Source organism: Shouchella xiaoxiensis (genome assembly GCF_016907895.1).
Taxonomy (GTDB): Bacteria; Bacillota; Bacilli; order Bacillales; family Bacillaceae_D; genus Shouchella; species Shouchella xiaoxiensis.
The window spans coordinates 531754-552169 of the sequence record NZ_JAFBCV010000001.1; the positions used below are offsets into that span (position 1 = coordinate 531754).

At 41.0% G+C, this 20416-nt stretch carries 22 protein-coding genes; 15 read left to right on the plus strand and 7 right to left on the minus strand.

Annotation, left to right across the window (positions count from 1 at the left end; genetic code table 11):
* Nucleotides 1-9 precede the first annotated feature (9 nt).
* The gene (gene glpK, locus JOC54_RS02765; RefSeq protein ID WP_035440854.1) at nt 10-1518 is read right to left on the minus strand and encodes a glycerol kinase GlpK; all 1509 of its coding nucleotides are present in this window, start codon (nt 1516-1518) and stop codon (nt 10-12) included.
* A 34-nt stretch (nt 1519-1552) separates the two neighbouring features.
* The gene (locus tag JOC54_RS02770; protein ID WP_035419590.1) at nt 1553-2257 is read right to left on the minus strand and encodes an MIP/aquaporin family protein; all 705 of its coding nucleotides are present in this window, start codon (nt 2255-2257) and stop codon (nt 1553-1555) included.
* 255 nt (nt 2258-2512) lie between these two features.
* Here JOC54_RS02770 and JOC54_RS02775 point away from each other — a divergent pair, with 255 nt between their 5' ends.
* The 3 genes from JOC54_RS02775 to JOC54_RS02785 all read left to right on the plus strand — a co-directional run bounded on the left by JOC54_RS02775 (nt 2513) and on the right by JOC54_RS02785 (nt 5213).
* Nucleotides 2513-2983, plus strand: a complete 471-nt coding sequence (locus tag JOC54_RS02775; RefSeq protein WP_239586535.1) for an NUDIX hydrolase — start codon at nt 2513-2515, stop codon at nt 2981-2983.
* A 181-nt stretch (nt 2984-3164) separates the two neighbouring features.
* Nucleotides 3165-3584 carry a hypothetical protein gene (locus JOC54_RS02780; protein ID WP_035440856.1) on the plus strand — a complete coding sequence of 140 codons (420 nt, stop codon included), beginning with the start codon at nt 3165-3167 and terminating at the stop codon, nt 3582-3584.
* Nucleotides 3585-3758: 174 nt separating this feature from the next.
* Complete coding sequence (locus JOC54_RS02785; protein ID WP_204464275.1) at nt 3759-5213, plus strand: SulP family inorganic anion transporter; 1455 nt, start codon at nt 3759-3761, stop codon at nt 5211-5213.
* Between the two features lie 43 nt (nt 5214-5256).
* Here the strand turns inward: JOC54_RS02785 and JOC54_RS02790 are convergent, their stop codons facing one another.
* Nucleotides 5257-5445, minus strand: a complete 189-nt coding sequence (locus JOC54_RS02790; RefSeq protein WP_204464277.1) for a hypothetical protein — start codon at nt 5443-5445, stop codon at nt 5257-5259.
* Nucleotides 5446-5599: 154 nt separating this feature from the next.
* On the opposite strand from JOC54_RS02790, the gene JOC54_RS02795 reads away from it, so the two are divergent.
* From JOC54_RS02795 to srtD, 3 genes are all read left to right on the plus strand, one after another.
* The gene (locus JOC54_RS02795; protein ID WP_204464278.1) at nt 5600-5971 is read left to right on the plus strand and encodes a CidA/LrgA family holin-like protein; all 372 of its coding nucleotides are present in this window, start codon (nt 5600-5602) and stop codon (nt 5969-5971) included.
* Complete coding sequence (locus JOC54_RS02800) at nt 5968-6654, plus strand: LrgB family protein (RefSeq protein WP_204464279.1); 687 nt, start codon at nt 5968-5970, stop codon at nt 6652-6654. The genes JOC54_RS02795 and JOC54_RS02800 overlap by 4 nt, the downstream gene beginning before the upstream one ends.
* 150 nt (nt 6655-6804) lie before the next feature.
* Nucleotides 6805-7467 (plus strand): class D sortase, LPxTATN-specific, encoded by a 663-nt coding sequence (gene srtD / locus JOC54_RS02805; protein WP_204464280.1) that lies wholly within the window; start codon nt 6805-6807, stop codon nt 7465-7467.
* Between the two features lie 45 nt (nt 7468-7512).
* Here the strand turns inward: srtD and JOC54_RS02810 are convergent, their stop codons facing one another.
* From JOC54_RS02810 to JOC54_RS02820, 3 genes are all read right to left on the minus strand, one after another.
* Nucleotides 7513-8352 carry a PhzF family phenazine biosynthesis protein gene (locus JOC54_RS02810; protein WP_204464281.1) on the minus strand — a complete coding sequence of 280 codons (840 nt, stop codon included), beginning with the start codon at nt 8350-8352 and terminating at the stop codon, nt 7513-7515.
* Nucleotides 8353-8420: 68 nt separating this feature from the next.
* Nucleotides 8421-9524: an ABC transporter permease gene (locus JOC54_RS02815; protein ID WP_204464282.1), complete on the minus strand. Its 1104-nt coding sequence runs from the start codon at nt 9522-9524 to the stop codon at nt 8421-8423.
* A 1-nt stretch (nt 9525) separates the two neighbouring features.
* Entirely contained in the window at nt 9526-10227 is a 702-nt protein-coding gene (locus tag JOC54_RS02820) for an ABC transporter ATP-binding protein (RefSeq protein WP_204464284.1), read from the minus strand.
* A gap of 86 nt (nt 10228-10313) precedes the next feature.
* Between JOC54_RS02820 and JOC54_RS02825 the strand changes: the two genes are divergently transcribed.
* The 3 genes from JOC54_RS02825 to JOC54_RS02835 are packed head-to-tail and all read left to right on the plus strand — an operon-like array spanning nt 10314 to nt 12309.
* Nucleotides 10314-11123: an SDR family oxidoreductase gene (locus JOC54_RS02825; RefSeq protein ID WP_204464285.1), complete on the plus strand. Its 810-nt coding sequence runs from the start codon at nt 10314-10316 to the stop codon at nt 11121-11123.
* 23 nt (nt 11124-11146) lie between these two features.
* Complete coding sequence (locus JOC54_RS02830; RefSeq protein ID WP_204464286.1) at nt 11147-11896, plus strand: alpha/beta fold hydrolase; 750 nt, start codon at nt 11147-11149, stop codon at nt 11894-11896.
* Nucleotides 11893-12309 carry an SMI1/KNR4 family protein gene (locus tag JOC54_RS02835; RefSeq protein ID WP_204464287.1) on the plus strand — a complete coding sequence of 139 codons (417 nt, stop codon included), beginning with the start codon at nt 11893-11895 and terminating at the stop codon, nt 12307-12309. Before JOC54_RS02830 ends, JOC54_RS02835 begins: the two co-directional genes overlap by 4 nt.
* Nucleotides 12310-12358: 49 nt before the next feature.
* Here the strand turns inward: JOC54_RS02835 and JOC54_RS02840 are convergent, their stop codons facing one another.
* Nucleotides 12359-12832 (minus strand): GNAT family N-acetyltransferase, encoded by a 474-nt coding sequence (locus JOC54_RS02840; RefSeq protein ID WP_204464288.1) that lies wholly within the window; start codon nt 12830-12832, stop codon nt 12359-12361.
* 208 nt (nt 12833-13040) lie between these two features.
* On the opposite strand from JOC54_RS02840, the gene JOC54_RS02845 reads away from it, so the two are divergent.
* The 6 genes from JOC54_RS02845 to JOC54_RS02870 all read left to right on the plus strand — a co-directional run bounded on the left by JOC54_RS02845 (nt 13041) and on the right by JOC54_RS02870 (nt 20411).
* Nucleotides 13041-14309, plus strand: a complete 1269-nt coding sequence (locus tag JOC54_RS02845; RefSeq protein WP_367617753.1) for an ABC transporter substrate-binding protein — start codon at nt 13041-13043, stop codon at nt 14307-14309.
* 58 nt (nt 14310-14367) lie between these two features.
* On the plus strand, nt 14368-15309 hold the full coding sequence (locus JOC54_RS02850; protein ID WP_204464289.1) for a carbohydrate ABC transporter permease: 942 nt from the start codon (nt 14368-14370) through the stop codon (nt 15307-15309).
* On the plus strand, nt 15306-16133 hold the full coding sequence (locus tag JOC54_RS02855) for a carbohydrate ABC transporter permease (RefSeq protein WP_035419578.1): 828 nt from the start codon (nt 15306-15308) through the stop codon (nt 16131-16133). Before JOC54_RS02850 ends, JOC54_RS02855 begins: the two co-directional genes overlap by 4 nt.
* Nucleotides 16134-16139: 6 nt before the next feature.
* Nucleotides 16140-17171 (plus strand): LacI family DNA-binding transcriptional regulator, encoded by a 1032-nt coding sequence (locus JOC54_RS02860; RefSeq protein WP_204464291.1) that lies wholly within the window; start codon nt 16140-16142, stop codon nt 17169-17171.
* Nucleotides 17172-17278: 107 nt separating this feature from the next.
* Nucleotides 17279-19948 carry a glycosyl hydrolase gene (locus JOC54_RS02865; RefSeq protein WP_204464292.1) on the plus strand — a complete coding sequence of 890 codons (2670 nt, stop codon included), beginning with the start codon at nt 17279-17281 and terminating at the stop codon, nt 19946-19948.
* A gap of 241 nt (nt 19949-20189) precedes the next feature.
* Entirely contained in the window at nt 20190-20411 is a 222-nt protein-coding gene (locus tag JOC54_RS02870; RefSeq protein WP_094190207.1) for a hypothetical protein, read from the plus strand.
* Nucleotides 20412-20416 lie beyond the last annotated feature (5 nt).

Sequence of the window (20416 nt, forward strand, 5' to 3'; positions counted from 1 at the left end):
GACGTTTTTTTATTTGGATTCGTTCGGTTTAAATGCCATTGTTGCATCAACTGCTTTTCTCCACCCATTGTACAATGCATCACGTTCGCTCTCATCCATTTTAGGTTCAAACGATCGGTCCATATCCCATTTCTTGGCGATGTCATCTTTGCTTTCCCATATTCCAACAGCAAGACCGGCAAGGTAAGCCGCTCCAAGTGCGGTTGTTTCCGTAACCGTTGGAATTTCAACCGGGGCATCGAGCAAGTCGCTTTGGAACTGCATTAAGAAATCATTTGCAACTGCGCCGCCATCAGCCCGTAGTTTTTTTGATTCAATCCCTGCATCGGATTCCATAGCAGCCATAACGTCCTTCGTCTGATAGGCGAGTGATTCTAGTGTAGCTCGAACGATATGCGAACGTTCTGTCCCTCGAGTTAATCCAAACATCGCTCCACGTGCATCGCTATCCCAATACGGCGTTCCAAGTCCAACAAATGCTGGAACGAGGTAAACACCATCGGCTGATGTGACGCGCGTCGCTAATTCTTCACTTTGTGGGGCATTTTCAATGATTTTTAAACCATCGCGCAACCATTGAATCGCAGAACCAGAAACAAACACACTACCTTCTAAAGCATACTCAACTTTTCCATCAATTCCCCAAGCAAGCGTTGTTAATAGTCCATTCTTTGATTCAACCGCTGTATCACCTGTATTCATCAAAATAAAGTTACCTGTACCGTATGTGCTTTTTACCATACCTTTTTCGAAGCAAGCTTGCCCAAATAAGGCAGCATGCTGATCACCGGCGACGCCAGCAATTGGAACTTGTTCTCCAAAGAAATGATAATCAACTGTATGAGCATAAACTTCTGAAGAAGAATGGACTTCAGGTAACATTGCTTTTGGAACGTCAAGCAAATCCAATAATTCTTCATCCCACTTCAAATCATGGATGTTGTACATAAGGGTTCTGGCAGCGTTCGTATAGTCGGTCACATGTGCTTTACCACCGCTTAGTTTCCAAATAAGCCATGTATCAATTGTTCCAAAGAGGAGCTCACCTTTTTCAGCCCGTTCCCGCGCACCGTCGACATGGTCAAGGATCCACTTTACTTTTGTTCCTGAAAAGTAAGGATCAAGCAATAAGCCAGTTTTCTTCCTGAATGTGTCGTTATGCCCGGCTTGACGCAAGTCGCGACAAATGCTTTCGGTTTGCCTAGACTGCCAAACAAGCGCGTTATAGATCGGCTTACCAGTATTTTTGTCCCAAACAACTGTTGTTTCACGTTGATTGGTTATGCCAATTGCGGCAATGTCTTTTGGCGTAGCCTTTGATTCTGAAAATAGCTCTGCAATGACGCTGAGTACCGATGACCATATTTCATTAGCATTATGTTCAACCCAACCTGGTTGCGGAAAATATTGTTTGAACTCCCGCTGTGACGTTTGGAGCAAGTCTCCTTGATCATTAAAAAGAATGGCTCTCGAACTAGTTGTTCCTTGATCAATCGCTAGAATGAATTTTTTTGACATTGAGATAAGCTCCTTTTAGTTGATTATTTTTATACTAAAAAACAAGTGTAAACAATACGGCACCAACAATACCACCGGCGATTGGTCCAAAGATAGGAACCCATGCATATGCCCAGTCAGAAGGTCCTTTCTTGTCAATAGGTAAAATTGCGTGTGCAAGTCTTGGTCCTAAATCACGCGCTGGGTTAATCGCATAGCCAGTTGGGCCACCTAAGGATAGACCAATAGCGGCAATTAAAACACCGACAATTAGCGGGTTTAATCCATCACTGAACGTATTAGCTCCAATCGCAAGTAAACCAAAGATTAATACAGCAGTACCGATAAATTCACTGAAAAAATTTGAAGTGAGGTGACGAATTGCTGGTCCAGTCGCGAACACACCTAATTTTGTACTTGGATCAGGTGTGTTTTTCCAGTGAGGGTAGTAATGTAAGAATACTACGACTGCCCCTAAGAAAGCACCAATTAATTGACCAATAATATAACCTGGTACCTGCGCCCAAGGAAATTCACCAATTGTCGCAAAAGCGAGCGTAACAGCCGGATTTAAATGAGCATCACTAACGGTACCCGAGACGTAAACACCTAAAGCAACAGCAAAACCCCAGCCAAGCGAAATGGCAATCCAGCCGGCTCCTTCTCCTTTAGACTGACGCAAGCTGACGCCAGCAACGACTCCAGCACCAAAAATGATTAAGATCATGGTACCAACTAATTCAGCAACAAACTCAGCCATACTTTGTTCCTCCTCAGAAAGATAGTCCTTATGTTTGTAATGTGGAATGAAGGAAAAGGTGATCAAACCTGACCAAAGTTCCACGATTTGGGATAGGTTTCCCAAGTAACCACGGGAAGTTGAAAACGGATACAACTGGCTGCTTGGAAGCAAAGGCATCACTTTCTTCATAGCTATTCGTGGTAAAAACAAGCTAGAACCGCTTTTCGAACAAGTTATGATCACGTATGATAGAGACAGATAATAAGTAGGGAGTTGACTCTAATCGACTATATTAAAAACATTCGGCAGAAAGTTGGACAAGAAGCGATCATTTTGAACTTTGCCGGAATCTGTGTAGAAAATAATCAAGGAGAGATTTTACTCCAAAAAAGAGCGGATTCTAACCAATGGGGCTTTCCTGGCGGAGCTCTTGAGCTTGGAGAATCTGTCGAAACTTGTGCAAAAAGGGAAGTTTTTGAAGAAACTGGGCTTCTTGTAAATGTGCTTTCCCTGATAGGGGTTTACTCAAACTACTTTAGTGAATATCCAAACGGCGATAAAGCACAAAGTGTCCTTCATTTTTTTAAAGGGACAGTGTCAGGTGGAAAGTTGTTAACAAAACCGAATGAAGAGACGATCCAATTAGCTTTTTTTGATCCAAAGAAATGCCCACCACTTTTTAATCAACAGCATCAGGATTGTCTTGCCGATGTTATTAATGGGAAAAGCGGTGTTTTTAGGTAAAACGAGGGTGATAATTATGTAAAACAGAGAATTGTGCTTTCTATTTAAGGGAACTACTTGGTTAATGAATCCGTGGTCTTAAAACATAGATACATTGTACATATATTTCTTTTACGTATGATCCATTCGCTCCTCTCATATGATTTACTTACAGACACTCTGCTAGAGGAGGGGTCTTTGAATGGGAAAGAATGATGGAAAAGGAAGTGCGTTTGGTGCAGGTTCTTCAGAAAGCGAAAGAGAGCGTTATTTGGAGGAGTTACTTACTTTCTCTGAAGACCTTATTTTCTATGGAACGATTTTAAGTACTATTTCATCAGCACTAGGGTTGATTGGTGTTTGCATCGCTCGTGATGTCGCGAGGCAGAGAGATCTGAGTCCCGAAATGCAAGAAGAGGCGGATGAAGTTGAGACTTTCTTTACTTCCGGTGCAACAACTGCAGGTGGGTCCGTTATTCGAGGCAATCCAGGGAACGAACAAGAATATACAGCTCAACTATATGCCCAGATGAATCAGATGCGCCAAGAATTAAACAGGGTGAATGGGCAAATGAAACGTATTCAAGATCAGCTCAATCAATGGAGGCAGCCCCCTCATTAAAGAAAACAAGAAGCCATGCGGTTCCTTGTTTTCTTTCATTTGCAAAAAAGATTGAAACGAATCGAAATTTAAAGTAACCTAATAGAGGATTTAAATGAACCTACTTTAGTAAAGAATAGTGACTTTTAGTGAGACTCTGAAGTCAGTTACTTTACTAAAGAAAGAGGTTTATGAATGGAAAGTACTTTAAAAGAACAATGGTTTGGGAATATTCGGGGCGATTTCTTAGCTGGGATTGTTGTAGCGCTTGCTCTTATTCCTGAAGCAATTGCTTTTTCAATTATTGCTGGTGTCGATCCAATGGTTGGTTTGTATGCATCTTTTTCAATTGCAATTGTGATTGCCTTTGTTGGTGGACGTCCAGGAATGATTTCAGCAGCAACTGGAGCAATGGCGCTTGTAATGGTAACGCTTGTTGCCAATCATGGGCTTGAATATTTACTTGCGGCAACAATCTTAACGGGAATTCTGCAAATATTATTTGGTGTGTTTAAACTTGCTCGTTATATGAAATTCGTTCCGCGAACCGTTATGACGGGATTTGTTAATTCACTTGCAATCTTAATCTTCCTAGCACAAATTGACCACTTCGTTGGAGAAACGTGGCTAATGTATGCGCTGGTTGCCCTTACACTCGCTATCATTTATTTGTTTCCTTTATTAACGAAGGCAGTTCCATCAACACTGGTTGCCATTATTGTTGTTACAATCATTGTGCTAACAATGAATTTAGGTGTTCGTAACGTAGGGGATATGGGTGCGTTAAGTCAAACGCTTCCTGCTTTTGCTTTGCCAAACATTCCTTTTACTTTGGAAACATTGCAGATTATTTTTCCTTACGCCCTTGCTCTTGCGATTGTTGGCTTACTGGAATCTCTTCTAACAGCTAGCATTGTAGACGATATGACTGACACAAAAAGCAACAAAGATATGGAGAGTCGTGGACAGGGGATTGCCAACATTGTAACCGGCTTTTTTGGTGGAATGGCAGGATGTGCAATGATTGGACAATCCGTCATTAATGTTAAATCGGGTGGAAGAGGAAGGTTGTCAGCGCTTGTTGCAGGTGGCTTTCTGATGTTTTTAATTCTTGTCCTAGGAAATGTCGTTGTTCAAATTCCAATGGCAGCACTCGCAGGAGTTATGATTATGGTGTCCATTAGTACATTTGATTGGAATTCGGTACGAACCCTTCATAAGTTGCCACGAACGGATGCAATTGTTTTAGTTTCAACAATTGCAATTGTACTCGTTACGCATAATTTGGCTTATGGAGTTTTAGCTGGAGTCTTGCTCAGCATGGTTTTTTTCGCGGCGAAAATTTCAAAGGTGGACGTACAGGCACATTTAAATCAAACGTCAACCGTTCGTTATTATCAAGTGAAAGGCCCATTGTTTTTTGCGTCCGTAACAAATTTCCTTGCCTCAATTGACACAGACGAGCGGATTAATGAAGTTGAAATTGACTTGACTGACTCTCAGTTATGGGATGATTCTGCGGTCGGTGCACTTGAACGAATTGAATCAAAATTCGCCACAAACAGGGTGAAGGTCACATTAAGAGGGTTAAATGAAGAGAGCGCACAGCTTCTCACGGCAATCGGGCAAATTCCCGAAAAAAATAGTTAATAAGAAAAGTGAGGTGCCTTCTGAGGCTACCTCGCTTTTATCGTTACAAGAGAAGAAAAGCTACTAGAACAACGAAAATTAAAGATACAGGCACCATTAAAAAGTACATCCATTTAAAGGTTGCCATACTTTTTTCATGACTGTACGTTTCATCAGGTTTGTTTATTGAGACAATCGTCACGATAAAGCCAATCACACATATAACTCCAGCGATAAGATATAAAAATATCATGGTTGTGTCTCCTTTAAGAATCATTGTCTCTATTGTACAAGTAATAAGCACGAAAATGCTACTATTGTGGAATAAAGCGTTATAATTAAAAGCAGAGAGATGAAATATGGCTTTAGGTGTAAAAGGAGGGAACCTGTTCAAAGAGCAGGGGTGTATGAAAGGTATACAGATGATCATCCAGGTTGTTTTTTTATTTAGTTTGGCATGGTTAGGAGGATTTATTCAAATGTGGTTGCAGCTTCCCATACCAGGTGCAATTATTGGTTTTGTACTCCTACTTGGGTTATTACTAACAAAGGCTATTCCAGAAAAGTGGGTCGAGCAAGGTGCTAAGGCACTTTTATTTATACTGCCATTGTTATTCGTCCCGTTTAATCTGGGCGTGATGGATTATCCGGAATTGCTTTCTTCAAGTGGAGCATTAATGGTGTTATCAGTTGCTGGTAGCACAATCGTTTCTATGATTGCAATTGGTCATCTTTGTCAGTGGCTAGAAAATAAACGAGAAAAGGAGTTAATGAAATGACCTCTTTTCTTATTGGTGTCTTAATGGTGTGTCTTACAGTGGTAATCTTTTTTTGGATGCGTCGTATTTATTTGAAAAAGCCAAATCCGTTTTTACTGCCAGTTATTACGACAACATTTATACTGTTTGTTTTGCTTGTGGCTTCTGGAACTTCTTATGAGACGTATATGATTGGCGGTGCTTGGTTAAATGAGCTAATGGGGCCAGCAATTGTCGCACTCGCCTATCCTTTGTATATAAAACGTCATGTCGTCATCAAGTTTAGCGTAATGATTAGCGCTGGAGTAGCATCTGGTCTGATGATTGGATTTGGTTCCATTTTCGCGCTCTCAACGTTATCAGGAGTAGAGCAAGTATTTGTTGCTTCAATGTTACCAAAGTCAATAACGGCACCTGTTGCTGTGGAATTATCGGCTGCATTAAATGGAATCCCACCATTAACGGCAGTTTTTGTTTTAATAGCTGGTTTAACTGGAATCTTATTTGGGCCCACAGTCATGAAGTGGTCGCGAATTAATAGCTTAAATAGTAAAAGCATTGCTCTTGGTGCGGCTTCACATGCAATGGGGATATCGAAAGCGGCGGAATACGGGGATGTTCCCTTGTCAATGAGTTCAATTGCAATGATCGTAAGTGCAATTAGTGCATCAATTTTGCTACCAATCGTATTGTTTTTCGTATAAAACCGTTCTTTAACGGTTTTTTTACGATTGTTGAAAAATGATTGTAATTTATTGAAAAAAAAGAATCAATCTGTAATGATAGAAAGAGAAAGATGAAGTCGTAATTTAGAACTTTTGCGAAAGCTTGGGGCTCTTAATGGAGGTGAACCTATGAAAAAGCTTTACAATGCATGTATCTTACTTGGGCTTGGCATTGCGTTGTTTTTTTCATTTCAATGGTGGCAAGGAACGCAAGCAGTTGAACATGTGACTGAGCCGAATGACGAAACATTGGCAAAAGCAACAAGTAATGAGGACGCACCAAGCGAAGATGATCCTAGTCTGAATGAAAAAAGTATTAGCGAAGAAGTCGATATTGCGATTCCAGAAACTACGCCAATCACAAACGATTTAGAGGATCAATTTGAAGTTGGCGAAGGAATGGGGCGCCTGTACATACCTAAGCTGGAGAGTGCGTATGAAACCTTTTGGGGAACCGATGATCGAACGCTCAAACAAGGAGTCGGGATGTATGTAAGTGAATGGACAACAACGCCTGATCAAAAAGGACATACGGTCTTGAGCGGGCACCGAGACACCGTTTTTTCTGAATTGGGTGATCTTGAAGTAGGAGATCGAATGTTTGTTGATTATGACGGAAAAGCATATGAATATGAAATAGAAGATATTTGGATCACAGATTTAGAAGATCGAACGGTTATTGTGCGGAAGGAAGAGGCGACATTAACCTTAACAACCTGTTATCCGTTTGAATTTCTGGGATCAGCTCCTGACCGTTATATCATTCAGTCTAAGCTAGTTAGCATCCGTTAAAAGAGAAGGCCGAAGCCTTCTCTTTTCGTTTGCATACAGTGTTGCTTAGACTAATGACCATTCACCTTTAGCTATAAATGAAACCTGTCCTCCGACGTGAACGGTAAAGCGGTTGTCTGTTTTTTTACCATCAAGATAAAGGAGTGAGGGACGGTTAATTTGATAGCCCTGTTCGGATTTTAGCAGGAATGTAGTTAAGTTCAAAGCATTATGATGTAGCAGGTAACTAGCGATACTGCCATTGGAGCTACCAGTAGCTGGATCTTCGCTAATGCCATAAAATGGTGCAAAGTCACGCACGTGTAAATCATTTTGCGGATTAATGGTTTCCGTCGAAAAAACACAAATCCCTTTAGCGTTCCCCCTGCTAATTAACTCATTGTAGTGGTCAAGTTGAAGCTTAACCTTCTGGACAGCAGCTAGTGATTGCAAGGGACATACAATAACAGGTAGACCAGTAGATACTTCTTGCACAGGTAAGGAAGTGTGGAAATCGCTTTCCTTAAGTTGTAGAACGTTAGCCATGTCTGTTTTCATCAGCTTTTCTCCAAAAGAAGGCTGCTGTTGTTCAAGCCAATATGTACTTGTATCCCGGCGGTAATTAAGTATAACGAAACCTGCTTCTGTCTCGATAGTAAAAGGGGGTTGCCGCCCTAAAATTTGGTGCATAAAGAACCCTGCTCCAATTAAGGGGTGACCTGCAAAAGGGATTTCTTCTTCAGGTGTAAAAATACGAACACTAACCTTACCTCTTACCTCAGTAAGGAAAAGTGATTCAGAAAACTGCATGTCATTGGCAATTGATTGCATTTTTTCTGGAGCGAGTTCAGTTGTGGGAAGAAAAATAGCCAGTTGATTACCGCTGTTAGTATGTTTCTCCTGCACAAATACGTTCAGAATTTAAAAAGGGAGCATGCATTGTCATCCTTTGTAAATAATTTAATCGACCAAACTTATAACGAATTCATCGAAATCCATTTAATAAGCAAAAGACATGAAAAGAAAGCAGTTTGTAAAAGAAGAGCACGTTTTTGTAACGCATGAATGGCTGCGCTGTACTGGTCTTGTTCAACCGGGTAGTGGGGTGGAATTAATTGCCCATAAGGTGGAAAACCTTGCGTAAATTGCCTCGTATTTAAAGCGACCAGAACTACACTAATTAATACAAGAGCAATTAGGTTGTTTACAAACAGTATAAGGGCAGCTGTCAGTAAAAGAACTCTCATAAACAAACGGCCGCTTTCCGTTCCGCGAACTAAGGAACGTGCTAATAAGTAAGGCAACGCTTCATCTTTACCAACCGTTAAAAACAAGATAAGAAGCTTTCTTCCCCGGGCTGGTCTCAAGCTGATGGACACATTCGTAAAATTACTCATAAAAAGGGTGAAAAAAGCATCTGAGCGTTGGTCAGAAAGACTTAACCGCTTCCAAGAGTGAATGGGGAATAGCTTGTTTTTGGTTAACCAATAGCCAGTACTGAAAAGCGCTAAACTAATCATGAAAATGAAAACGTTCATTTCCACAAATAAGAAAACAATCATCAACCATATGTAAAGATACTGAAGGATGGTGTAGAGGCCCCGCCTTTTTAGATCAAGGCTAATGAAAATCATCGTGACCATTACATGAAGCACCGCACTAAGAGTTAATGAAAATACCAATACAATAAATAGTAAAGATGAGCTATCAAGCAAAAAAACGTTTAGAACGAGAAATCCTCCGCATTTAATGAACTGAATTAGAAGATTGTAATAGATTATTCCACGAAAGTACCTGCCCATGCCATTAACTTTGGGGGCGAGGTAAACCACGTCTTGGTCAGTTAGTAGGCTGCGAATTCGATGGTTACAAAAAAGAAAGAGAAATACAGAAGCGATGATGAATGATTCTTGAAAAGAATTCAGTTGTTCCTGATTAAAAATGTGAACCAAAGCATATATGGCAAGCATCAAAAAAGGAACAAGTAAGAATACACCACTATTACTCAAAATTGAAATCAACTGCTTCATACGTACTTTTAAGTGATTGTTTAAGCGTGTCTGGAATAAAGTTCGCATCTTACTTTTCTCCAATCATCGAAAAAAAGACAGATTGAAGTGAACCAGCTTTCATTTCTTTAAGATGAATTGAAGGATTGCCGTTATACTTCAGTTGTTTGCCTTTATTAATTATAACAACTCGATCACAGAGGTCTTCAGCAATGGCTAATAAGTGAGTCGATAGCAAAATAGCTGTCCCTTTTTCTTTTAACTGATGTAAATCCTCTAAAAAAAGAGATAAGCCAATCGGATCAAGCCCCATGAACGGTTCATCAACAATTAAGTAGTGAGGATTGGTCAGTAAAGCTAGCAGAATAGACACTTTTTGCTGTGTTCCTTTGGAGAGCGCATAGGGGTATTTCTCTAGATGAGGTAGTAAGCTATAGCGCTCAAGTTGTTTATTTAAATAGTCCACACTTGAGTTGGGATAAAGACGCATAATGAAGTCAAGATGTTCTTTGATGGTCAAATTAGGATAAAGCTGCGGCGTATCTGGAATATGCGCCATGCTTCCTCTTTCTTTTAACCATTCGTGCCCGTTTAGTGTAATATCACCGGACATTGGCCTTAATGTTCCCGTAATAAGTCGCAACGTCGTGCTTTTTCCAGCTCCATTCAGTCCAACTAGTGCAACAATCTCGCCATAATCAACTTGAAAGTGGATATCTTCAACAATGGGTTTTCGCAAATAGCCACCGCTAATGTGATTAAGTGTAAGCATCAGCATACATTCCTTTCTTTCTATGACTCTCTCTATTATTTTATCTGAAAATGTGAAAAAATAGGAATGAAAAGGGAGGTTTTTTTTTGACTAGTTTACAACGAGAGCTTTATCCACTAAAAGGAAAATGGGTATTTATCACAGGCGTTAGTAGAAGACAAGGAATTGGTTATGCGATTGCTAGACAGGTGGCAGCTTGGGGTGCTTCCGTTGCCATTCATCATTATATCCCACATGATGAAGAACAGCCTTGGGGATCAGATACATTGGCTGATGTACTGGCTGGAATAAAAGCTATGCTACATAAAGATGCAGAATTGTACGATGTCCATGGTGATTTTTTTGATGGCGCCGTTCCGGATCAGGTTATTCAAGCTGTCGTAGATAGAGCTGGAACCATTGATGCGCTTGTTTGCAATCATGCGCTCAGCGGAAGTGATGGCGCGATTGGCGAATTAACGGCAGATATGCTTGATCGCCATTGGATGATTAATACACGGTCGTCTATTCTTTTGGCACAAGCTTTTGCGAAGCAGCGTATAACGAGAAAAGACCGCGGTACGATAGTCTTTATGACTTCTGGACAAAGCCTCGGTCCAATGAGTGGTGAGGTGGCATATGCGTCCTCAAAAGGGGCGTTAGCAGAAATTACAGCAACCATTGCTGATCAATTAGCAGATCAAAACATAGCCGTTAATACCGTCAACCCAGGACCGGTTGATACAGGTTATATGACAGAAGAAGTGTGGGAGGCAATCAAGCCGAAGTTTCCGTTCGGACGTTTTGGTCAACCTGAAGATCCTGCTAGATTAATTGCCTGGCTGTTAACAGAAGAAGCGTGCTGGATTAGCGGTCAGGTAATCAATTCTGAAGGCGGCTTTGCTAGATGGCGTTAATAGAATGAATAGGGGGGAACAATATGATATTACATATGACTAGTAGTGGGTCAGGGGAACCGATTGTGTTTTTGCATTCAGGAGCTGAAACTAGTCAAACGGATTATCAGGACCAAAAAGACTATTTTCTAGAGAAGTATCAGGTTTTTATGCCAGATTTAAGCGGCCATGGTCAGTCTGGAATTGGCGAATACTCAACTTTTTTAGAATTCATCCAATTAACGGTAGAAGATCTGTATCAAACACTCGTACATTATAAATTGAGCAATGTTCATATCGTAGCAAGTTCCTCCAGTGCGATTGTTGCAGTTGCTTTTTGCAACCAATATTCTCAGCTTGTAAAATCAGTGACACTGACAGGACTGACTCCGGTGAAAACGGATGACTGGAGTCGCATTTTTAATGATGATCTAGAACACAAGAAAAAGATTCTCGAGAATTCTGAAGCGGATGCGTACTTTAGGAAATTACATGTGAAAAGTGATTGGAAAAAATTCGTAGCACTTGTTGTTCATGAAGATTGGTATCCGCACAAATTGGTAAGTGACTTATCAAGGTTCAGTCACATACCAACACTAATTGTTTCAGGTGAACAGGTCGCTCCGGAAATTACTGGTTTGGCTTTTTATAAAGAGACTTATAAACATATACATTCTGCTGTGATCCCATTTGCAGGTCATCTTGTCCATCGTGATCAACCAGAATTATTTAATGCGAGTCTCGAGAAATTTTTGCTGGTTCAAGCAAGCAAGAAAGAGGGAGTATTTCAATGAGCGACATTTTTCATCTCATAGCCAGCTCGAAGCCTGGAGTTCAACGGGACGAGTTGAAGCAAGCGGAAGAAGCATTGGCGGTAACTTTGCCGGAACAATACAATCAAATGTTTTTGCAAACAAACCAAGCTGAATTTGGTGATTGGACCTTATTCCCAATTAAAACAAATTCGAATCTCAAAAAAACATGGGACGATCTTGTGAGGCAAAATCAATCAGAACGAAATGACCATTGGCCCGATCATTTTTGTGCAATCGGCGAAGATGGGTTAGGAAATTATATCGGTTTTGTTTCGCAAGGAGCTGAACTGGCTCCGGCTGTTTATTATTGGGACCATGAGGAACTTGAGCTGAGACAGGAAGCCCCAACTCTGTTTGAATTTATTCGTAGTGTTTCAGAAGATTATGAGTGAACATAAAGCGCCGGCATGTAAGCACAATACCGGCGTTTTATTCATTTATTTATGAAAAGGTCTTTAAGTACCAAGCATCACATGAGAAGTGCCCGGTATCAAGCAGCGGTTGATCCAATCGTTTAAAGCCATTTTTTAAGTAAAAGCGATTGGCTGCATGCATATTGTCAAGTGTTTCTAGATAACAAGAGTGGTAGTGGGTCTGAGCAAACGTTAAGGCAATATCGAGTAAATTCTTCGCAATTCCACTGCCTCTTGCCCCTTGAAGAGCGTACATTTTCTGTAATTCGCACACATCTGGATGTTCTTTAATAGGGCCAATTCCACAGCCTGCTACGATTAGCCCGTCTTCTTCTGCAACCCAGTAACAAGCATGTTCTGCTTGATACACGCGGTAGAAGTCACCTAAGTAAGGGTCTGACCAAGCAGTACCTTCTTTGTCTGCTCCGAATTCAATCAGGCAAGTTCGAATTAACTGTTCAACTTGCACGTTGTCTTTTTCTTCGATTACTCTAATCTTCATCTTACCTCTCCTACTCTGTTTAATTGCTTGTTATTTTGTATGTATTGTTAATGAAGAATGAATGATCTCTTATTGTTTGATAAGTATAACATACAAACGTAGGCTTTTTTCTCATTCAAAAATAGAGATTGACAAACAAATTAGAAAGCGTTTACACTATTACCGAAACCGGTTTCGTACACGGATGATAATTTAAGGGGGAAATCTGATGATGAAAAAAAGGTATGGTTTGGCACTTGCATCAACAATGGTCTTGGCTGCTTGCAATGGGGGATCTTCAAACGAAACAGGTGGAAATGGTGATGTTGAATTAACGTTTTGGTTATTCGGAACAACGAAATATGAAGAACTCGCTGAAGTTTATATGGAAGAAAATCCAGGTGTAATTATTAACATTCAAGAAGGCGATAACACGGATCATCATAACAATTTATTTACTGCTCTATCGACAGGAAGTGGTGCTCCTGACTTAGCGCTCGTCGAAATAAATGAGATTGAGCGATACCGAAGTGCTCAGGATCGTTTTACGAACTTGTATGATTATGGAGCTGAAGAGTTGTCAGATAGTTATTTAGACTGGGTCTGGCAGACAGCTGAAAACCGAGAGGGTGACTTCTTATTTGGTTTGCCTACGGACATCGGTCCGACTGCGATGTTCTACCGAACAGATATTTTTGAGGAAGCTGGCTTACCAAGTGATCCCGATGAAGTATCAGCGTCAATTCAAACGTGGGATGATTACACGGAGATGGCCAACACGATTTACGAAGAGACAGGAAGAGTTGTGACGGACAGTCCAGAATTAATATATAATGCGCTACGCGATCAAGCTACTGAGCATTATTTTAACGAAGAAGAAGAGCTTATCGTTGAGAATAATGCTGATATTCGCGAAGCATATGATCGTACAGTTGAATTAATTGAGAATGATGTAGTTGGTTCACTCGAACTGTGGACACCTGAGTGGGGCGGCGCGATGGACACTGGTGATTACGCTACATTGCTTGGGCCGGCTTGGATGATTGCGGTTATACAAGGAAATGCCCCTAACGCAGCGGGAAACTGGTCAATTGCGACGATGCCTGAAGGTGCTGGTAACTGGGGCGGGTCGTTTGTAACCATTCCAGCGGAGACGGACCATCCAGAGGAAGCTTACGAATTTACAAAATGGCTTCTTTCTCCAGAAAATCAGTTGAATTCATTTGTGGATGCAGGACTCTTTCCATCTGCACCAGCTGTTTATGAAGAAGATGAATTCGTTAATCACTCAGATGAATACTTTAATGGCTTAAATACAGCGGCCGTATTTGGTGAAGCTGCACAACAAGTTGAGAGTGTTTATAAAGGAAGCAACTATATGCTCGTTCAAGAAGAGATTCTGATGGCGCTTGATAATGTAAATAATAATGGAGCTGACGCTGATGCAGAGTGGGATGCAGCGATGACAAGAATTACAGATCGATTGCAGCGCGGCTAATTGAATGAAGGGGCTGTGACACTGTGACACAGCCTCTTTTTTTAAAGGGGGAGAGAAGATGGAAACCACAAGAGCAACTAACCCACTTATAAAGAAAACGAAACGCGTTTATAAAGATAAGTGGTCAGGGCTTTTATTCATATCACCGTTTTTTTTATTGTTTGCTATATTTGGTTTAATACCGATGTTATTTAGTTTTTATTTAGCGTTCTTTCGTTGGAATGGTCTAGGCCCAATGACGTATACAGGGCTTGATAATTTTCGCCTTGTCTTGGAAGATGCGCTGTTTTGGAAATCATTATCAAACACTTTTATTATCGGCATTATGGGGACGTTGCCACAATTAATTATTGGGATTTTTTTGGCTTATGCCCTTAATTCAACCTTAATTCGTTTTCGCAATGTTTTTCGTGTATCCATTTTCATTCCCTATGTGACGTCGATTGTCGCAGTAGCTGTTATTTTTGGCGTACTGTTTAGCAATCAAACGCATGGTTTGGTCAATTCAATCTTAATTGGACTTGGCTATGACGCCATATCATTTACAACAAGCGAATGGGGCGCAAAGATTGCCATTTCAATGATGATTTTTTGGCGCTGGATTGGTTACAACACATTAATTTACTTAGCAGGAATGCAGAGTATTCCAAAGGAGCTTTATGAAGCAGCTAAGATAGACGGTGCCTCAATATGGGCGGAGCTACGATATGTAGTTATTCCTATGTTAAAGCCATTTATCATTTTTACTGTGTTTACGGCAACGATTGGCGCGTTACAGGTGTTCACAGAACCGCTTGTCTTTTTAGGAAGAAGCTTACGCGAAGAAGGAATTACGATTGTTGCCTACCTATACCGTGATGCATTTATGAGTAATTTCTTTGGAACCGCATCCGCTACAGCAGTTCTCTTATTTATACTGATCATGGTCATTACTTGTGTAAATTTACTTCTGACGAATCAAATTGGTAAAAGCAAGTGGAAAGGAGCGAAAAAAGGATGAAATCACGATCATTTGGAAAAATCATTCTCTATATCACGTTAATCATCGCTTCCTTACTTGCTATTTTCCCATTTTATTGGATGTTTGTTATGGCAACAAACCCAAGCCATCTTATTAATCAAACGCCCCCTGTGATGATTCCCGGAGCAGAGTTGCTAACAAACTTCCAGAACGTAATGGCTACAGTGGATTTCTTTGGAGCATTTAAAAATTCATTTATTGTGTCTGTGTCGGTGACGATAGGAACTCTTTTTCTTTGCTCGTTAGCTGGGTTTGCGTTTGCTAAGCTTGATTTTCCTTGGAAGAAATTTTGGTTCGGAGCCATTCTAGTCACGATGATGATTCCGCCACAGCTTGGATTAATTCCGCAATATTTTATTATCACTGAACTTGGTTGGTTAAGTGATTTACGGGCAGTTATCGTACCTGGATTGATTAATGCGTTCGGAATTTTTTGGATGAGGCAGTATATTAAAGATTCCATTCCCGATGCGTTAATGGAAGCTGGAAAAATAGATGGTTGTTCGACGTTTCGAATGTACTGGAATATCGTTATCCCTTCAATTACACCAGCTTTTGCCACATTGGGCATCATTGTCTTTATGAATGTCTGGAATGATTTCTTATGGCCACTTGTTGTTTTGCAGGATTCTGCCAGCCATACGCTCCAAGTCGCTTTGCGTTCCTTGAATGACTCGTACGTCAATGATTATGGTATGATTATGTCAGGCACGCTGTGGGCAACCGTACCGCTCATTGCAGTCTTCTTGCTATTTAATCGTTTCTTTATTAATAGCCTCACTCAAGGCGCTGTGAAAGGATAGAATCGTTTGAAAGACAACAACTCGATAACCATTAAAGATATTGCAAAAAAAGCTGGTGTTTCCCAAGCGACCATTTCAAAAATCTTAAACAATTACACCGACGTTAGTCAGAAAACAAAAGAACGGGTTTTTCGAATTATGGAAGAGGCAGGGTATCGACCTTCCCATTCGGCAAGGACGCTTGCGCAAAAAACATCAAAACTGATTGGTGTTATTTATGCAGGTCGATTAAATGCCGACTTTGACCATCCGTTTTTTATTGAGGTATTAAACGCTTTTAAGCGGACGATTGGGATGCATGGCTATGACTTGCTGTTCTTTTCCGATGAAACGTTCCAAAAAGAAGAGAATTTTTATGCGCGATGTCTCTATTACAAAGTAGATGGCTGCATCATTATTGCTGGGGATGATGTACAGCAGTCGATTGATGATTTAACAAAAAGCGATATTCCCTGCATTGGGGTTGACATCCAGTTAGAAGGACCAAAATCTGGCTATGTAATGACAGACAACAAAAAAATTTCCCAATCTGTCATTGACTATTTTTATTTGCAAGGTCACCGTGATATCGCTTACATTGGAGGAACAAACGAATCGACTGTTTCTAATATTCGACTAAAAGGGTTTCGTGACAGCATCAAAGAATATGGGCTGACGTTAAATCCGGAGTGGGTTATTGAAGGTGATTTTTTTGAGAAAAGTGGATATGAAGCTGGTTTGGCATTATTTAAAGACGTAACCAAAAGCCCAACAGCCGTCTTCTCGTCTTCCGATTTAATGGCATTTGGCTTCATGCGGGCCATTCATGAACTCGGTTTGTCCATTCCAGCTGACGTTTCCCTTATTGGCTGTGATGATCAATTAGCCGCAAGGTATGTCCAACCGCCGCTTACGACTGTCAGGCAAAATAAGGAGAAAATTGGTCGCCTAGCTGCGCTGATGCTACTTGATTTTATTGGCGATCGGTCAAGTACAGCCCGGGTTTTAGTCGAACCAGAGTTAATTAGTCGTAAAACGACTGCTCAGTTAGCACCATGAGGGTAAGGCTCCATTTAATAAAAATATGGAGCCTTAACAAAAAGGAAATGAGCTCTTTTCTGGCAAATTACGAAACCGATTTCGTTTGAAAACTTAGGAGGTCTCATATGAAGAAACGATGGACATTAGCTGCTCTTAGTCTAAGTGTTTTACTGATTGTGCCAATGCAACAAATATCTGCAAATACACCTGCGCAGCAAATTGGGAAAGGAAGTTACTCCCTTCAATATCCACCGATTGATTTTGATGCAATTGGGGACCCGGGTTATGCGGATCAGCAGAAAGAACCTCCTGCACAGATTTATCGTACAGACAATGTTGAGGGGCCAATGCCAACAAACCGATGGTGGAGCTCACTTGCGGTCGACCGTTTTTCAAACAATCATTATGCCCATCCTTTTAGTGTTAAACATCAAGAAAACGGCCTAAACGTTTTTTATGACGCCCCTCACAATGTCGTTGTCCATGAAAATGCCCAAGCGGGAACCTGGCATATTACTGGAGCCATTTCAACCGACTTTACTATTGGTCACTCTGCAACGGATTCATTTAATGATGCTAAAGTCGATGACTATAGCGATTGGTACGTGAAGGGATTGTTGCAAGATGGTGACGCTGCGCTAGCTCTTACGTATGGAGTTGGCTCTCCTTATATTTTTGCTGAATACGAAGGTGGTTCCGCTGAAATTAATTTCCCAATCCAGCCACAAGTTTGGGCTAACGAAGGAAATGTTATTGGCTTCTCTACACATGACAACAAGCACTACGCAGCTTATGCCCCTGAAGGGTCGGATTGGCAGCTAAACGGTAGTGAGTGGGAAAATCCAGCTTCCTTTATCTCTGTCGCGAAATTACCAGAAGCAACTGGAGAGATGCTTCAAACTTTTGAAGAATACGCGTTTTCTATCGTCCGCAATTCAAGAGCTGATTATAACGTAGACAATGAAACCGGAGAAGTGCGCACGGTTTATTCGGTTGAGACAGAAGCACAAGTGGATGGAGCAAAAGACGGAACGATTTTTGCGCTGTACCCGCATCAATCAAGGCATCTGACGGATTCATCAGAAGCACAGTTGCTGAGCCAAACAATTTTCACCATTCGCGGGGACATGAAGTTACTGCCCTCTACTCAGTTTGAAACATCGCTTCAGTACACAGGTGTATTGCCAAGCCTGCCGAATGTCGGGACTGATACAGAACGTTTGAGGGGCTATCTGGAAGATGCTCAAGCTGATTACCCAACCGGACAAGACACGTATGAGTTAGGAAAATATTTAGGAAAACTTGCGAACCTTGCACCAATTGCTGATCAAACAGGTGATGAAGCTCTTGCCGATTCGTTTAGAGATGAACTGCAGTCAAACCTTGAAGATTGGTTGGTTGCCACGAATGGCAATGGTGAGCTTAAAAGTGAAAATCTGTTTTATTACAACAAAAACTGGGGTACTTTGCTTGGTTATCACGCTGCCCACGGTTCAGCAGTACGCATGAACGATCATCATTTTCATTATGGATATTTCGTGAAAGCAGCAGCTGAGATTGCCCGTGTGAATCCTGAATGGGCAGCTGAAGAAGAGTGGGGCGGTATGATTGATATCTTGATTCGTGATTTTGCTACAGGGCGAGATGACGAGATGTTTCCATACTTACGCATGTTTGATCCATATTCTGGCCATTCTTGGGCAGACGGTCTTGCCACATTTGATTCAGGGAACAATCAAGAATCATCTTCTGAAGCGATGCATGCCTGGACTAATTTGATCCTTTGGGCAGAGGCAACCAACGATGATGAACTACGAGATCGTGCGATTTACTTGTACACGACGGAAATGAGCGCAATAAATGAATACTTTTTCGATGTTCATGATGAAATTCACCCTGAAGCGTACCAGCCTGAAATTGTAACAATTAATTGGGGTGGAAAGATGGATCATGCCACGTGGTGGAACTCCGGTATGGTCGAGAAATACGCAATTAACTGGCTACCGATACATGGTGGAGCCCTTTATCTAGGACATCATCCAGATTATGTCGAGCGTGCATACAATGAATTGCACACGCGTAACGGTTCTTCAGATTGGAATTTATGGGCAAACATGGTGTGGGCATATCGTGCATTTACAAACCCTGACGATGCGATTAACCAAATGAATGCCAAGATTGATGACTATGATCAATTCAATCCAGGCGATGAACGAATTATTGAGCGGGGGAGTACAAAAGCACAAACGTATCAATGGGTCACAAGCTTACGTGCACTCGGTCAAGTTGACCCGACTGTGCAAGCTGATACGTCAACGTACGCTGTCTTTACAAACAACGGTGAACGTGTTTATGTTGCTTATAATTACAGCGATGCTCCTACAACGGTAACGTTCACGGATGGGCACACAGCTCAAGTAGCAGCAAATAGTTTTTATACAAATGCTGATTTGGATCAATCACCGCCAGTTGAACCGCCGAATCCGGACCCAACCCCGGAACCGGAACAACCAGGTGGTGGTGATAATCGTGATCATGAACATTATCAAGTGAGTGTAACCAAGGAAAATAATCAGGCAACTGTTCTGTTCACCCCTAAAGGAAATTCTCGTTATGTCGATATTCATTACCGAATTAACGGTGGTGACCAGCAGAATTTTCGCATGAATGAGGAAGATGGAGCGAGGGTTCATATAATTCAAGGCGTCAGAGAATCTGATCAACTAACGTATCGATTTACGTATGAACGCGAAGGACCACAGTTTGAGACACCGTGGTATACGTTTGGAAGATAGGGAGAAAATGAAACCTGTTAATGTGCCCGTTAATCGCTGGCAATTAACGGGTTTTTCTTTGACGTTTGTCAATCAAGATTTCTTCAATTTTGGAGAAGTACTTCACAGATAAATCACTGATGATGTATAGTATGATAGTATTGCTTTATACAATTAAGTTTAACAAATCGTATCAATTTATTGTTAAACATAAGAGTTATTTCATAGTAAGGACTACTTAGTAGATTGGAGGGAAATGGTTATGAAAAACAGTGGGGTAGCTGCGGTACTATCTTTTTTTATCTCAGGTCTTGGTCAAATTTATAATGGACAAATTGCAAAAGGAATTGTGTTCATCATTGCATACGCAATCTCATATCTGTTGATGTTTGTTTTGATTGGATTTATTACAACACCAATTATTTGGATTTGGGGTATGGTCGATGCATATAAAACGGCCGAGCGTTTAAATAAGCAACAGTAATCAAG

Coding starts and splice junctions, on each gene's coding strand:
- JOC54_RS02845 (WP_367617753.1), top strand. CDS start 13,041: ATGATGAAAAAAAGGTATGGTTTGGCACTTGCATCAACAATGGTCTTG.
- JOC54_RS02790 (WP_204464277.1), bottom strand. CDS start 5,445: ATGATATTTTTATATCTTATCGCTGGAGTTATATGTGTGATTGGCTTT.
- JOC54_RS02840 (WP_204464288.1), bottom strand. CDS start 12,832: ATGAAGATTAGAGTAATCGAAGAAAAAGACAACGTGCAAGTTGAACAG.
- JOC54_RS02815 (WP_204464282.1), bottom strand. CDS start 9,524: ATGCGAACTTTATTCCAGACACGCTTAAACAATCACTTAAAAGTACGT.
- JOC54_RS02800 (WP_204464279.1), top strand. CDS start 5,968: ATGACCTCTTTTCTTATTGGTGTCTTAATGGTGTGTCTTACAGTGGTA.
- JOC54_RS02850 (WP_204464289.1), top strand. CDS start 14,368: ATGGAAACCACAAGAGCAACTAACCCACTTATAAAGAAAACGAAACGC.
- JOC54_RS02865 (WP_204464292.1), top strand. CDS start 17,279: ATGAAGAAACGATGGACATTAGCTGCTCTTAGTCTAAGTGTTTTACTG.
- JOC54_RS02780 (WP_035440856.1), top strand. CDS start 3,165: ATGGGAAAGAATGATGGAAAAGGAAGTGCGTTTGGTGCAGGTTCTTCA.
- JOC54_RS02870 (WP_094190207.1), top strand. CDS start 20,190: ATGAAAAACAGTGGGGTAGCTGCGGTACTATCTTTTTTTATCTCAGGT.
- JOC54_RS02855 (WP_035419578.1), top strand. CDS start 15,306: ATGAAATCACGATCATTTGGAAAAATCATTCTCTATATCACGTTAATC.
- JOC54_RS02835 (WP_204464287.1), top strand. CDS start 11,893: ATGAGCGACATTTTTCATCTCATAGCCAGCTCGAAGCCTGGAGTTCAA.
- glpK (WP_035440854.1), bottom strand. CDS start 1,518: ATGTCAAAAAAATTCATTCTAGCGATTGATCAAGGAACAACTAGTTCG.
- JOC54_RS02820 (WP_204464284.1), bottom strand. CDS start 10,227: ATGCTTACACTTAATCACATTAGCGGTGGCTATTTGCGAAAACCCATT.
- srtD (WP_204464280.1), top strand. CDS start 6,805: ATGAAAAAGCTTTACAATGCATGTATCTTACTTGGGCTTGGCATTGCG.
- JOC54_RS02770 (WP_035419590.1), bottom strand. CDS start 2,257: ATGGCTGAGTTTGTTGCTGAATTAGTTGGTACCATGATCTTAATCATT.
- JOC54_RS02830 (WP_204464286.1), top strand. CDS start 11,147: ATGATATTACATATGACTAGTAGTGGGTCAGGGGAACCGATTGTGTTT.
- JOC54_RS02785 (WP_204464275.1), top strand. CDS start 3,759: ATGGAAAGTACTTTAAAAGAACAATGGTTTGGGAATATTCGGGGCGAT.
- JOC54_RS02795 (WP_204464278.1), top strand. CDS start 5,600: ATGAAAGGTATACAGATGATCATCCAGGTTGTTTTTTTATTTAGTTTG.